The organism is Vibrio sp. QJM3NY_21 (assembly GCF_057785975.1).
On the sequence record NZ_CM173514.1, the window covers coordinates 729,752 to 744,164 of the forward strand.

Annotated in this window: 13 protein-coding genes; 4 read left to right on the forward strand and 9 right to left on the reverse strand. The window is 43.2% G+C overall.

Annotated elements, in window-relative coordinates:
• Positions 1-25: 25 nt before the first annotated feature.
• From AC3CID_RS18940 to napF, 6 genes are all read right to left on the reverse strand, one after another.
• On the reverse strand, positions 26-163 hold the full coding sequence (locus AC3CID_RS18940) for a TIGR02808 family protein (RefSeq protein WP_004731329.1): 138 nt from the start codon (positions 161-163) through the stop codon (positions 26-28).
• 11 nt (positions 164-174) lie between these two features.
• Complete coding sequence (locus AC3CID_RS18945; RefSeq protein WP_017105877.1) at positions 175-756, reverse strand: NapC/NirT family cytochrome c; 582 nt, start codon at positions 754-756, stop codon at positions 175-177.
• A 29-nt stretch (positions 757-785) separates the two neighbouring features.
• Positions 786-1,247, reverse strand: coding sequence for a nitrate reductase cytochrome c-type subunit (locus AC3CID_RS18950; RefSeq protein WP_004731324.1), 462 nt, complete (start codon positions 1,245-1,247; stop codon positions 786-788).
• 125 nt (positions 1,248-1,372) lie between these two features.
• Entirely contained in the window at positions 1,373-3,862 is a 2,490-nt protein-coding gene (napA, locus tag AC3CID_RS18955; protein ID WP_054545564.1) for a periplasmic nitrate reductase subunit alpha, read from the reverse strand.
• Positions 3,859-4,164: a chaperone NapD gene (locus tag AC3CID_RS18960; RefSeq protein WP_004731320.1), complete on the reverse strand. Its 306-nt coding sequence runs from the start codon at positions 4,162-4,164 to the stop codon at positions 3,859-3,861. The genes napA and AC3CID_RS18960 overlap by 4 nt, the downstream gene beginning before the upstream one ends.
• Before the next feature lie 23 nt (positions 4,165-4,187).
• Positions 4,188-4,667, reverse strand: coding sequence for a ferredoxin-type protein NapF (gene napF / locus AC3CID_RS18965; RefSeq protein WP_017078318.1), 480 nt, complete (start codon positions 4,665-4,667; stop codon positions 4,188-4,190).
• A gap of 253 nt (positions 4,668-4,920) precedes the next feature.
• On the opposite strand from napF, the gene narQ reads away from it, so the two are divergent.
• The gene (narQ, locus tag AC3CID_RS18970) at positions 4,921-6,651 is read left to right on the forward strand and encodes a nitrate/nitrite two-component system sensor histidine kinase NarQ (RefSeq protein ID WP_171308923.1); all 1,731 of its coding nucleotides are present in this window, start codon (positions 4,921-4,923) and stop codon (positions 6,649-6,651) included.
• Positions 6,638-7,270: a response regulator gene (locus AC3CID_RS18975; protein ID WP_004731316.1), complete on the forward strand. Its 633-nt coding sequence runs from the start codon at positions 6,638-6,640 to the stop codon at positions 7,268-7,270. Before narQ ends, AC3CID_RS18975 begins: the two co-directional genes overlap by 14 nt.
• Before the next feature lie 232 nt (positions 7,271-7,502).
• On the opposite strand, the gene dcuC is transcribed toward AC3CID_RS18975, so the two are convergent.
• From dcuC to AC3CID_RS18990, 3 genes are all read right to left on the reverse strand, one after another.
• A complete protein-coding gene (gene dcuC / locus AC3CID_RS18980; protein ID WP_065206214.1) occupies positions 7,503-8,870 on the reverse strand; it encodes an anaerobic C4-dicarboxylate transporter DcuC in 1,368 nt (455 codons plus the stop codon).
• A gap of 461 nt (positions 8,871-9,331) precedes the next feature.
• Positions 9,332-9,838 (reverse strand): hypothetical protein, encoded by a 507-nt coding sequence (locus AC3CID_RS18985; RefSeq protein WP_171329634.1) that lies wholly within the window; start codon positions 9,836-9,838, stop codon positions 9,332-9,334.
• Positions 9,831-10,550, reverse strand: a complete 720-nt coding sequence (locus tag AC3CID_RS18990; RefSeq protein WP_171316771.1) for a winged helix-turn-helix domain-containing protein — start codon at positions 10,548-10,550, stop codon at positions 9,831-9,833. Before AC3CID_RS18990 ends, AC3CID_RS18985 begins: the two co-directional genes overlap by 8 nt.
• Positions 10,551-10,907: 357 nt before the next feature.
• On the opposite strand from AC3CID_RS18990, the gene AC3CID_RS18995 reads away from it, so the two are divergent.
• A complete protein-coding gene (locus AC3CID_RS18995) occupies positions 10,908-13,112 on the forward strand; it encodes an alpha/beta fold hydrolase (RefSeq protein ID WP_488527924.1) in 2,205 nt (734 codons plus the stop codon).
• Positions 13,102-14,295: an outer membrane protein transport protein gene (locus AC3CID_RS19000; RefSeq protein ID WP_488527925.1), complete on the forward strand. Its 1,194-nt coding sequence runs from the start codon at positions 13,102-13,104 to the stop codon at positions 14,293-14,295. The genes AC3CID_RS18995 and AC3CID_RS19000 overlap by 11 nt, the downstream gene beginning before the upstream one ends.
• The last annotated feature ends 118 nt before the right edge of the window (positions 14,296-14,413 follow it).

Here is a 14,413-nt window from a genome sequence, read left to right on the forward strand (position 1 = left end):
GTAAAAGTTGACGCAATTTCGATTTCTAATCGATTTCTTTGTCTTTAGTCATAGATAAAAGCCAAAGAGATACGGCTGCAACACCTGCAAAGCCACCAAGAATGATAACTGGCATAGCACTGTAACCTAGGATGTGCCAAATTACGCTTTCTAAAGTACTCATTCAATCGCTCCTTATTGCCAGCCTTCAACGCCGTGCATGTCTGGTAGTTTATGTGCGATACCTTTGTGGCAATCTACACACGTTTTTTCACCAGAAGCTAGCGCAGTTGAGTGTTGTTTCGCACTACGAGGGCTCTGCTCTGAGAAGTCCATGTAATCGAACTGGTGACAGTTACGACACTCAAGTGAGTCATTGCCTTTCATACGTTTCCACTCACGTTCAGCAAGGTGAGCACGACGTGCTTTGAACTTCTCTTCAGTATCGATGGTTTTCGCAATGAAGTGCGCATACAACTCTTTAGATGCCTGAACCTTACGAACAATTTTATCCGTCCACTCGTGAGGTACGTGACAATCTGAACAGATAGCACGAACGCCTGAGCGGTTAGAGTAGTGAATTGTTTCTTGGATTTCAGCAACAATAGGAGCGTGACAACCAGAACAGAACTCTTCTGTGTTGGTTGCTTGCATACCTGTGTTAAATGCCCCCCAGAACAAAAGACCGCCTGCGAATCCCAAGAAAAGTACAACGCCTACCGCTGCTTTACTTGGTGTCGCGAGTCTTTTCCAAAACGCTTTAAGTAATTTTATCATATATAGCCTCTCTTACCGTCTGGCTACGATTAACGCAGTGAATCTACAGGTTTGAACTCGTTCTCAACTAGTGGTTTAGCATTAGCTTGAGGTACGTGACACTGTAGACAGAAATAACGACGAGGTGATACGTCTGCAAGTACCGCATCTTCACGGTTCATGTAGTGAGTTACACTCACTTTAGTCGCACCCATTTCTTTTGCGTTTTTCCAGCTGTGGCAAGAAAGACACTTGTTTGCGTTAAGAGAAACTTCATAGCTACGAATAGTATGAGGCACTAGAGGTGGTTGGTATACGTAGTCACTCTCGAGTACTTGGTCACGAGGGAACTTTTTGAAGTCATCTGCTGCGCGAGTAGCTTCAAGTTCACTTGCACCACGTAGAGATTCTACGCCACCAATGCCGCCTGGGTTATCCAGCTCAGCTTGAGCTTGAACTGCACCAGCTAGCAAAAGACCAGCTGATAGTAGGGCAGTAATCAGTTTTTTCATGGTTAATTTCTCCGCCTAAAGGCTAATTCTTTGAGTGGACTACTTCCTTCAAAAAGTGATGAAAAAAGTAGTCGCAATATTAAATACGTTAGATCTTGTCTCTAGGTTCCAAAAGCAATTGGCGCTTAAGAAACCTTAGTGATCTTAACTGGACACTTCTTGTAATCCGTCTGCTTAGACAGAGGATCCGTTGCATCCAAGATCAACTTGTTGATCAGAATTCTTGCATCAAAGAATGGTACGAATACCAAGCCTTGTGGTGGACGGTTACGACCACGAGTTTCAACACGAACGCGTACTTCACCACGTTTGTTTTCGATAAGAACTTCATCACCACGGCGAAGGCCACGAGCTTTAGCGTCAGCAGGGTGGATGTAACAAAGTGCATCCGGTACTGCTTTGTAAAGTTCTGGTACACGACGAGTCATAGTACCTGTATGCCAGTGCTCAAGAACACGACCTGTACATAGCCACATATCGTATTCATCGTTTGGTACTTCTGGTGGCGCTTCGTATGGAGCGTTGATGATCAGCGCTTTACCATCTGGCTTACCGTAGAAGTCCCAATCAGAACCTTTCTTAGCGTATGGATCTGAACCTTCTTTAAAGCGCCATAGTGTTTCTTTACCGTCAACAACAGGCCAACGTAGACCTCGAACTTGATGGTAGCGATCGTATGGTGCTAAATCGTGACCGTGGCCGCGACCAAAGGCTGCGTATTCTTCGAATAAACCTTTTTGAACGTAGAAACCTTGAGCTTGTGCATCGTCGTTAAGCTCTTGAGCTTCAGACAGTGGGAATGCATCAACGTTGCCGTTTTTGTAAAGCACGTCGTACATGGTTTTACCACGGTACTCAGGCATTTTCGCAACAAGTTCTTCGCCCCAAACTTCTTCAATAGTGAAGCGCTTAGAGAACTCCATGATTTGCCATAGGTCAGACTTCGCGTCACCCACAGTTTTAACTTGTTGGTACCATGCTTGTGTACGACGTTCAGCGTTACCGTAAGCACCTTCTTTTTCGATCCACATTGCTGTTGGAAGGATAAGGTCAGCAGCTTGAGCTGTTGCCGTTGGGTATGGGTCAGAACATACAATGAAGTTGTCTGGGTTGCGGTAACCTGGCAGACGTTCAGTGTTGATGTTTGGACCAGCTTGCATGTTGTTGTTACACATTACCCAGTACGCATTGATCTTGCCGTCTTTAAGCATACGGTCTTGAACAACAGCGTGAGCACCCGGTTTAGCCGGGATAGTGCCTTCTGGAAGTTTCCAGATGTCTTCTGCGATCTTACGGTGTTTAGGGTTAGCAACCACCATATCTGCTGGTAGACGGTGAGAGAACGTACCCACTTCACGAGCTGTACCACACGCAGATGGTTGGCCAGTTAGTGAGAATGGGCTGTTACCTGGAGTAGAAATCTTACCTGTTAGAAGGTGGATGTTGTACACAAGGCTGTTCATCCAAACGCCACGAGTATGTTGGTTCATACCCATAGTCCAAAGTGACATTACTTTGATGTTTGGATCCGCGTATTGCTTCGCAAGTTTGATTAGATCATCTTGAGAGACACCTGACATTTCAGACGCTTTCTCAACGGTGTATTCAGCAACAGAAGCTTTGTAGTTCTCGAAGCTGATATCAGTCATTTTGCCTGAGTTAGGGTTCGCAGCGGCTTGCTGTAGTGGATCGTCGTCACGAAGGCCATAACCGATGTCTGTCGTTGCTTGCTTGAAGTTCGTGTGTTTGTTCACGAAGTCCCAGTTAACGGCATCGTTTTGAATGATGTAGTTAGCAATGAAGTTAGCAATCGCTAGATCTGATTGAGGTTCGAAGATATAACCCGTGTCTGCAAGCTCAAAAGAACGGTGGTAGTAAGTAGACAGTACGTTTACTTTAACGTGTGGGTGGCTTAGACGACGGTCTGTAATACGAGTCCATAGTACTGGGTGCATTTCTGCCATGTTTGAACCCCACAGTACAAATGCGTCTGCGTGTTCAAAGTCATCGTAACAACCCATTGGCTCATCGATACCGAAGGTACGCATGAATGCACCTACCGCAGAAGCCATACAGTGACGAGCGTTTGGATCGATGTTGTTTGAACGGAAGCCCGCTTTCATCATCTTAACGGCTGCGTAGCCTTCCATTACAGTCCACTGGCCTGAACCGAACATACCAACGCCTGTTGGACCGTTTTTCTTAAGAGCGGCTTTCCATTTCTCAGCCATGACGTCGAAAGCTTGGTCCCAAGATACTGGTGTAAAATCACCATCTTTGTGGAACTCGCCGTCTTTCATACGAAGAAGAGGCTGTTCAAGACGGTCTTTACCGTACATGATTTTTGAAAGGAAGTAGCCTTTAATACAGTTAAGGCCTTTGTTTACAGGTGCTTCTGGGTCGCCTTGAGTCGCAACCACTTTACCGTTTTGAGTACCAACTAGTACCGAACAGCCCGTACCACAAAAACGACAAGGCGCTTTATCCCACGTGATTTTTGTTTGATCAGAGCTAGCAATCAGGTTGGTTGCTGTTGCTGGCAGAGTTACACCCGCAACGGCTGCCGCTGATGCAGCTGCGTTTGCTTTCACAAACGCGCGTCTTGTCATTTTCATACTTCACCCTCAAGTTGAGAATTGTTGCTTCCAGTTTCTAAATCCGTTTCGTCGAGCTCAGTTTCGATTTGGTGATAAACCAAAGCTGTGCCTAAAACGTTCGTAATATTATTAATTTCTTCGATGGTGTCCGTTACAAAACCTTGGTTTTCGGTTTCTAGGACTACTATGATTTTGCCTTCAGGGCTGCTGCCGTAAATCTCTGCGTTATCGAATTTCTCGATTTGTGCTTTGATCTCGTCTAGATGCTCTGGGCTCACATGCACGACTAAACTTGATATATGCACTTCATTTAGTGCCATAAATTGCTCTCGTTATTTTTGTTTTATGCATTACTCACAAGAATAGCTGAAGTAGGGCAAACTGCTACGCAGGCTCCACAACCGTTACACTCATCTAACTCGATTTTTGGTAGAGCAACACTGCCTGCTCTAAGTTGAAATTGAATGGCCATAGGTTCACACATGTCACCACAGCTTCGGCATTCAACATTTTGTTGCGCTAAGCACTTATCAGAGATACTTGCTTTTGCTTGCCAAGGTGTTTCTTCCTTGGGTTTAAAAATTGGTTCAGGACAAACGTCAGCACATTGATAACAAAAAGTGCATTCGTCTTTTGAATAGTCGACAGTAGGAAAACCACCATCGCCTACAATGATTATCTTAGTCTCACAATTTTCGATACATTTACCGCAACGAGTGCAGTCATCTGTAAAGCTTTCTAGGCTGTTAATCCAAGGCAATCGAATCTGGCTTGAATCTACTTTTCGCCTAGAAAATAGGCGTCGTCTCGATAGGTCTACCACTAAATGCCTACTAATGTTGCTAAGATGTTGTAATTGTAGATCATTGTTTTGTTAATATCTTGTCATTTATCCTCACAAGTAGTGTAGTTTTAGAAATATTTGTATAAATACCCCTTAAGGGCTAAATAGGATCCTATATTGTCTTAGATCAATAAATTACGAAGCGTTTGGTCACATATTGAATGGAGCTCTGTTTTTTGATGTGTGACAATAGGTTTCGGACAGCCACTTATATACCTTCAGGATTTTGATTTTGCTTATTAAACCTGTTTCATCTGTAACGAGTACAATAGCTAAATCATTGCTATCCATACTGCTCCTTTCAGTTGCCACTACTGGTTTTGCCATCTTCACATTGGCGTCAAGTCTCAACGACGCAGAGGCGGTTAACGTGGCAGGCTCAATGCGTATGCAAAGCTATCGTTTAGCGCATGATATTCAAATAGAATCAGTTGATTATGATTCTCATATTCGTGAATTCGAAAGGTCTCTTTATTCTCCATCAATGACCAACTTGGTCAGTTGGGAAGTTCCGACAGACATCACCGAAGATTACTATTTAATTATTGGTCGTTGGCACGAGCTTAAACAGGTATTAAGCAGCGAAGACCGAAAGCACTATCTCGTATTAGTTGAAAACTTCGTTGCTGAAATCGATGGCTTCGTTTTTAAGCTGCAAGAGTTCTCTGAAGATAAGCTGATAAAGTTGGCGTGGGCTGGTGGTATTGGCTTAGGGGGAATTCTCGTCATATCTCTTTTTGTTGTTCACTTTGTCCGTAAACAAGTTGTTAAGCCGTTACATGCACTCGTTGGCGCCAGTCAGCGAATCAAAAACAGTGACTTTGAAGTAGAGTTGAAGGTCACCAATAACAACGAACTGGGTATTTTGACCAAGACATTTAACTCAATGGCGAAAGACTTGGGTGCGCTCTATCGAAACCTTGAAGACGTTGTGGATGCTAAGACAATAGAGCTACAAAACGCTAACCAATCACTCCAGGCGTTGTATCACTCTTCACAAGAGCTGACCGTAACTCGTATCGCCCCAGAGAATTTCCGAGCAATCCTGCAACACCTCGTGAGCTTAGAAGGCATCGAATCGTTAAGGCTAGAGATTGTAGACAACTCAGGTCGTTCATTGATTATGGATGAAGGGTACGACTCGAAATTAGATTATGAAAAATTTGAAATGAAGCTGGATGACAATGAGCTTATCTTGGGCTATTTATATTGTTCGTATCATCATGGCCATTCAACCAAGACGCTGATTGAGAGTTTTATCCAACTCTTATCGCGAGCTATCTATTATAATCGTGCGCAAAAAAAAGCTGAGCAGCTTATTATTATGGAAGAGCGTGCAACAATTGCACGTGAACTGCATGATTCACTGGCTCAATCACTGTCGTATTTGAAAATTCAAGTGACATTGCTGAAGCGTGTGATTGGCAAACTGCCAGAGCAACAACACCGAGAGCAGTCGGAACAAATAGCGTCGGAGATCGGTAACGGTTTAGCTGATGCCTATACTCAGTTACGAGAGCTACTCACCACATTCAGGTTGACCATAAAAGAGGGCAACTTCGGAGAGGCTTTGAGCACCATGCTTGAAGAACTCAGCGAAAGAACAGAAGCGAAGATTAACCTAACCAATAATCTTTCATCGATTGAGCTTGATGCGCACAGTCAGGTTCACTTGCTTCAATTGATTCGTGAAGCAACAATAAACGCAATAAAACACGCCAATGCCGACTTGATAGATGTATGTTGTATCGATGAGGAAGGTGAAGTATTCGTCGTGATTAAAGATAATGGAGATGGCTTTGACCCAAGTAGTTCGAAGATGAACCACTACGGGATGAGCATTATGCAGGAGCGTGCGGCAAGACTGAATGGCGACTTAACGATTGAAGCGGCTCAAGGTGAAGGCTGTACAGTCATATTGAAATATAAAAGTTTGAAGGAAGTTAAAGTTGACGATTTGTAAAGTAATGCTGGTTGATGATCATCCATTGATGCGCAGAGGTATAAGCCAATTACTGAGCTTTGAAGATGAATTCGAAGTGATTGCGGAAGCAAGCAACGGCACTGAAGCGGTCGCTCTGGCGCATGAAGAAGAACCGGATCTGATCCTTTTGGATCTTAATATGAAAGGCATGTCTGGCCTTGACACGCTGAAGGCACTTCGTACTGATGGCTCAAGCGCTAACATCGTTATTCTAACGGTTTCTGACAGCCCAGCAGATATTGAAGCAATTGTAAAAGCGGGCGCTGATGGTTACTTGCTTAAAGACACTGAACCCGATGAACTCATCGAATTACTGAAACAAGCGCACCATGGCGACAAAGCCTACAGCAGTGTTGTATCTCGCTACTTAAATGATGCTGAGAGCCGCAACGACATCTTCGACCAACTGACTGAACGTGAAATGCAGATCCTTCAAGAAGTTGCAAAAGGTTACCGCAACAAGCAGATCGCAGACCATCTGTTCATTTCTGAATCGACAGTTAAGGTACATATGAAGAGTTTGTTGAAAAAGCTACAAGTTCCTTCACGTACTGCAGCAACGGTTCTGTACCTAGAACGCTATGGTGATATGAAGTAGGGCTTGTTCCTTTGAAATAAAACTATTTCAAGCCGTACTGTTGGTTGTAAATGTTAGGGGCAAATAACGTGAGCTTTTAACGACAGTTTCTCGTGATAACTTTTAATTTAGCATCAATAGCCTCTAATGATTTTGAACACGTGACATTAAAAAAGGCGCTGAACTTATTAAGTTCAGCGCCTTTTTGTTAGGGCATTTTATATCCAAATAATCATGTCTGTTTTACTGACAATTAAGCTGCCATTGGTACTAGAACAAGCGTACCGAAGATAACCGTGATAAGACCACAGATTACAGGGACAGACGTACGTTTTACTACTTCAAATGGACTGATCTTACCCATACCAGATGTCGCGACAATTACACCAGAGACTGGCGAGATGGTACGACCTAGGTTCGATGCTTGAAGCATTGGGATGATTAGGAACGCTGGGTTCAAGCCCATTTTCGCCGCAAGTGACGGAGCCAGTTCTACGAATGCATAGAACGGTGCGTTACCAGAACCTGTCGCGATAGCAGCTGCAACCGTTAGACCCGTTAGGATAAGCATTAACGCGATGCCGCCAGCACCAGCTGACTCAGCAAGACCGATTAGGTTATCAATAGCACCGATAGACATTAGGCCTTGAGCAAATACGCCCGCCGCAACCAACAGCATTACCACGCCTTTGAATGCTTCAGCCATGCCTTGGTAGCAAGAATCTAGGTCTTCTAATGTTTTCTCACCGTCGAACTTCTTCACAACGTAATCGATGAGAGCACCCACGAAGATAGAACCCACGACGATGGTGTAGATATCAAGTGAAAGGCCTGGAATCGTACGGCCGTTAAATAGGAATACACCGATGATAGGCAGGAATGGCAGTGCAGCGTAGAAAGCGGGTGCCGTTGTTTCAATGTCTGAAACGTCTACTTTTTCCATTGGTGTGTTTTCTTTCTTATCCAGATACTTGTTCCAGAAGAAAGCGGCCGCAGCCATCACGATGATTGCACAGATAGAAACAGGTAGTACCGTTTGAACTGCAAACACATCAAGAGACATGCCTGATTTTTCAGCTGCAATAACCACATCACCAGAGGTTGGTGAAAGAATGATTGCTGCAGGTGACGCACAAACTGCAACCGCTGCCGGGCGTGAAATACCCATTGCGGTCATCATTGGGAATAGGGTCGCCATCAATAGCACACCAAGGCCTGTTGCAGAACTTACTGCTAGAGACATTAGACACGCTACGATGTAAGCCGCAACAAGAAGTACGTATGGAGATTTGATAGCAGCAAGCGGTTTAGAGAATTGTTTCACTACCACGTTGTTTGCGCCGATGTGCGTCATATAAGAAGCAAAGCCACAAAGAAGCATGATTTGCATGCCTAGGCCGCCTCCACGGTACTGAAGCATGTACTTAACAAATTCTAGTGAGTCGGTAACCATGTTACCTGTTGAAGCGACCTTAGCTGGTAAGACTGTGTGACCAATAAGGCCAGTAATAAGAAGTAGGGCAAGGCCAGCAGTTAGTAATACGCCTGCCGCTTTATAGCCTTTCACAATAAAGTAACCAACAGCGATAGTAATCACTAATCCGATCAAGAGCTCTAACATAGAAATCTCCACAAAGTTTAAAAAATATAAGAAAGTGTTTCAGAATATGACAATGAATGTACAGAAAACTGCACTGTGGCACGAGGCATAGTTGAGGTTGATATGATCTAAGACAAACATTTTTTTCGATGTTAATTGTGGTTGTAAATCGTGATTAACTACTGTTGTTTAGATGTTAATAAACAAATTTTGTAGCTCGTTAGAATATAACTTGGATCACTTTTGGTTGTTCTAGTTGCATATGTAGGTGTCGTTTTATAAACCGTGAGTGTTTTTTGTACTTTGGAAGGAAATGTGTAACGAAGTGGGTATTTATCGAAGTAAAGAGGTGAGAATCTTAGCTTTGACGATTACTTAGCTTTGACGCTTGCTGACGTTTAACGCCTACTTATTTTCCTAAGTAAGCGTTAAAACACAAGCTAGCACTAAAATATAATTAGGGTTAAAAATAGCGAGTGAGTTTAGTTCATATCAACGTCAGGAATGTCATTTGAATACGTTGACAGCTCAGAGCAGACTACCTTCTTACAAAAATGAATCATCCCATAGCGCGTCACCAGTAAAAACTCTTCTCTATTCAATGGAATGTAAGGCATCGCGTCAGAAGATAGGGTAGAACCTTCACTTATCATGACTTTTTCGTAAAACGACAACTCGCGATTCGGGATGATTTGCTGGTGTTGGTTCTCATCGAGTGAGATGTCGTGTTGAGTGACAGAGTAAGATCCCGATGACGTAAAACCGACTTGCTTGGTCGACACGTATAATAGGTCATAACTGTCATTCTTCTTAAATTCGATGTTAATAGAAGACTGGTTATGAATCATATTATTGGACGGGTTAATAATCGAAGCTGTATTTGCTAAATAATGCCCTGCAAGGTGTGACTTCGGAATAAAGGTAGAAAGCCAACCGATTAATACGCCAAGCAGTACCACAAAAATTACTGTATTCTTTTTGTTATTCACAAGTCACTCCTTTAAATCCTGCTGGAAAGCTCAGAGATTTTCCTGAATTATCGATGATGATTTTTCGTCCCTTATATTCATAAAGCGTGACGTTGAATAATTCATTAAAAGTGAATTCGTCGGATTCGATTTTACAAGAGATAAAATGCTGACCCACGAGATCTTCGCCTAGGCTATTTCTATCTAAATAAGAAAATAAATAATGGGATAAACCTGCAGTCACCACAAATAATGCAACCAGCGCTACTACACTGTTTGTTTTTTTCGTTGCGGCCGTTGTCTCGGTTGTTGAATTTTCTGTCGCTATGCTATCTGTCGCCGTATTGTCTTCAGGTTGTTTCGTTTCTTGTTTTGGTTGCGATTGAATTTTACGCAGCGCGCTTTCTTTGTCTTGTGTCACTTGTCCTGCAAATCGGTAGCCTTTACCGCGCTCAGTGACGATGATCATCCCGCTCTTATCTTCTAATGCTTTTCGGCAAATCGAGATAGTCTGCATTAGGCTGCCATCTTCAACGTAGATACCTTTAGACACCCACACTTGTTCAATCAGAACTTGGCGAGTGATAACCTCATTGGGTCTCGAGATAAAAAACTTAAGCAGCTCTGATTCATTAGAACCTATTGGGTAGGTACGGCCCGTCTTAAAGTGATGGATTTCACTCTCTTCTAAATTGACCTGTATATCATCATTGATAATAAATTCAGCAGACATCTGGGTTCTCATTGTTATAAGCGTTCTAACCTAAATATAACAAATCTTACAACAAACATAAACTAACTGATCCCATCGTCTTTTATGTTTAAGTGACTGAATTTATGTTGATTATTAACCTAATTAGATTTCCTTATATACCTTTTTGAGGTTGTTTAATGCGGTTTCAGGTGCTTGCCGTTAGTAGCTATTGGATCATTAACGGGTGACGCTGATTTAGTGGGTGTGGGTTAACTGCTCAAATTTCTTACGTAGTTTTATCAACGTGTCATTCCAACTCTGTGTTGCCTTGCTCTCTACGAATAAAAGTCGAGCTTACCTCCGACTCAATTGGCAACTCAAATAACGATAAATCGCATGGCCACACCAGTTAAATGCGAAAGCTACGAAGGAGCTGTTTTGAAAGAACTCAATAAGCCATATCTATGTGGGCTAATGACGCTTGCCTTACTCGGCTGTCAGTCTGAAGACTCGACTCAAGAACCTGTTTCAGTTTTGGTTCCTTACAACCTTAACGAACTACCAAAACCGAACGATGGGTATGGGTATGACGAAGACGGAACTATCTCGGGAATTGGAGAAGACGCTGTCGTAATGTCATCGGCTAACGATGCCTATTATCAAGATTACAACAATTCATACGCAGCATTAGACGGCTGGAGCCTTTGTGCAGAACCTATTTTAATTCCTCTGCAAAGTGTTAATTCCGATAAACGTTATCCATTAGATAACAACTCTTTATTAAATAATGTCGTGTTAATTGATGAGAGTGGGGAATTAGTTGCAACTCGCGTCGAAGCTGATGGTTCAAATATTAAGATTCAATGTGAAGCTAGTCTCAAACCTCATGAAATTTATTCAGTCGTTGTAACTGATGGTGTGAAAACAGAATTTGGAGAGTCGCTTCAAGCTGCGCAATCTTTCAATGACCTTTTATATTCAGGTGTTCCCCTTGAAAGTGAAAGAGATATTGAATTACAGAAACAAGTACTTAGTGCTATGGACGCATACTACAAGCACTTTCCTGAACAAGGTGTTCCTGTGTATGCCGCTCAGTTTACAACGCAGAGTGCTTATTCGACTTTAGATGCGATGAGGGATAACCATATTTCTGAAGGAACGACTTTCTCACGAGAGCTCATTTTAGTCGAAGATAAAACGACTAAATATGATCTTTATACTCAAAAATTGAAGCTTCCATTTTATTTACCTTTTACTGAAAGTCGTGAGGCTGAATGTAATTATGATCAATACGAGCCTAAAGCATCATGCCCACCGTTATATGAATGGATGAAAACAGGCTCTGGTGGCTTTCCTACTGGAGATGATCCACTTCCAATTGTCGTAGAGTCACAAATTATCAATGCTGACATCTACACCCCAGCTCGTTGGGATGGAATCGAGCAGCTACCGACGGTGGTTTTTGTTCATGGCGTTACAGCTGATAAGTCTGCCGCTTCGCTAATGGCAAAAGATTATACAACACAGGGCTTTGCGGTGGTGGCTATTGATATGCCTTATCATGGTGAGCGCATAAGATACGATGTAAATGGGCTTGAAATTAGTGCTAAAGCGAACAAATCTTTCTTCATCAATATCGACTCGCCTCTTGCTCTTCGCTCCAATTTACAACAGTCGGTTTCGGATTTTTTAGGTTTACGTTTTGCTTTGAATGGTCAGCCATGGGTTGATAAAAAAAATATTCACTTAGTCGGGCACTCCTTGGGTGGAATCATGTCAGTCATGGTGAGTGAATTCAGTCAAGACTCCCCTTTGTTTGGTTTTAAAACAGTTAACTTCGTCGTACCAGGACAGGGGCTCACCAATCTAACTTTAACATCTCAAACTTTAGGGCCTGAGATGTCTGAGGGTGTTAAGAAATCCCCAGATGTACAGCGCAGTATTGCTGAGACAGTTGTTCCTGAAAGCTGCGTGACAGATACGACCAATCAACAATGTATCGCGGCGTTGAACGAATTTGTCAGTTTATCTTCCGAAAATGCTCTTACGGTTAGCCAGTTAGAAAATGATATTTATGACCTTCTTGTGACTGGTTTAAAGCAGGGAGTTCAGGCTGCCATCGACAGCTCAGATCCTGCGAGTTTTACATCTCGTCAAGCCAACAACGAACAACCAACGTTATTGTTGGCGGCTGTAGGTGACTGCGGTGACTCATGTGATGTCGGCGTGGATTACATTCCAGACAGTGTCGTTCCCAACTCAGCTCCAGACAACATAAGAACGGGAACTGAGCCACTTATCAAGGCTTTGGGATTGGCCCCAATTACGGGCACGACAGGACAACCATTAACTACTACTGAAACTCGCGGGGTCATTCGAACGACCACGGGAGGGCATGGTACTTATCTGTTCCCTTATGAAGGAACGATGGACGAATCGGGATTACCCGGATTTCCAGATTCAGAAGAGCTTAATTTTGTTTGGGATGCGACCAATACTCAGCAGGTCGCCGTTGCCTCTATGGTAACAACAAAGGGTGCCTCAATCGAAATAGTGAACGAAGATCATATCGAAACAGAGGTGCCTCAAGATGAAGAATAAACTCATATTGGGCACCGCAGCTGCTCTCATTCCATGTTTAACAAACGCCGCAGGATTCCAACTTAACGCACAGTCTGCAACAGGGTTAGGTCGTGCATTCGCGGGTGATGCTGTGATGGCCGATAGCGCTGAGATTGTTGCTAAGAACAGTGCTGCGATGGCTTACATCGAACAACCAACACTCTCTGTCGGCGCTATCTATATCGATAGTGGTATTGATGTGTCTAGTGTTAGCTACACGCCAATGATTGGTGATACTGAAATGTTGGATGACCAATCATTAGACGCAGGGACATTAGTTCCAAACATTCATTATGTTCATCCTATCGAAGGTTCAAAGTTCACAATAGGTGCGACGGTTCACTCCAATTTTGGTACCGATGTCGAATTTGATAACTCGTTCGAAGCAGATGAGTTTGGGGGCAAAACGGCGCTTTCCAGTATCAACGTTGGCTTTGCTGTGGCTTATGAGTTGTCTGAAAAAATCAACTTAGGTGCAGGGCTTGACGTTATTTACGGTGAAGGTGAGATCTACCGTCAGGGCTTGTTGAATGTAGATGCGGACGGCTTTGGTTTGGGAGCCAACATTGGTGCGACTTATCAAGTGAATGAGCGAAATAGGTTCGGTATTTCTTATCGCTACAGCCCTGATATCGAAGTTGAAGGTGACATCACTAAAGCAGGCGTTTCTGCTGACAAAATGAACGTCCCGTTACCCGATACTTTGGAGTTTTCCGGTTGGCACCAACTCAACGATCAGTGGGCTTTTCACTACAGCCTGCAGTGGGTGAACTGGTCTGAATTTGACTCGCTAACATCTGACTCTTATGACGACTCGATCAAAGAGTATCAATGGAAAGATGCAGGACATGTTTCTGTCGGTGGTACATACACTATGTCAGAAGACATCGTTCTACGAGCGGGCTACATGTACGACATTTCCCCGACTGACGAACTCACATCGTTATCTATTCCTGATGTTAACCGACACTGGCTTACAGTTGGAGGGACATATAGCTTCACGGCTGCCAGTTCTGTGGACGTTGGAGTCGGATTTATCATCGGAGAATCACAAGATATTGACGAAAACCTGACGACGATTCCAGGAACGAGTTCCAATATAAGTGCTGATGTGACTGCCGATGCTCTCTTGCTTGGTGTTCAATATCAGCATCGTTTTTAACTTTTACTTTGGAGTTCAGAACGTAAAAATTTAGGAATCATATAAAAATTGCCGGGCTCGACAGTGAGTTGAGCCCTTTTCTCATTATTAGCTGTTTTAGCATTATTTAAATAGCTGG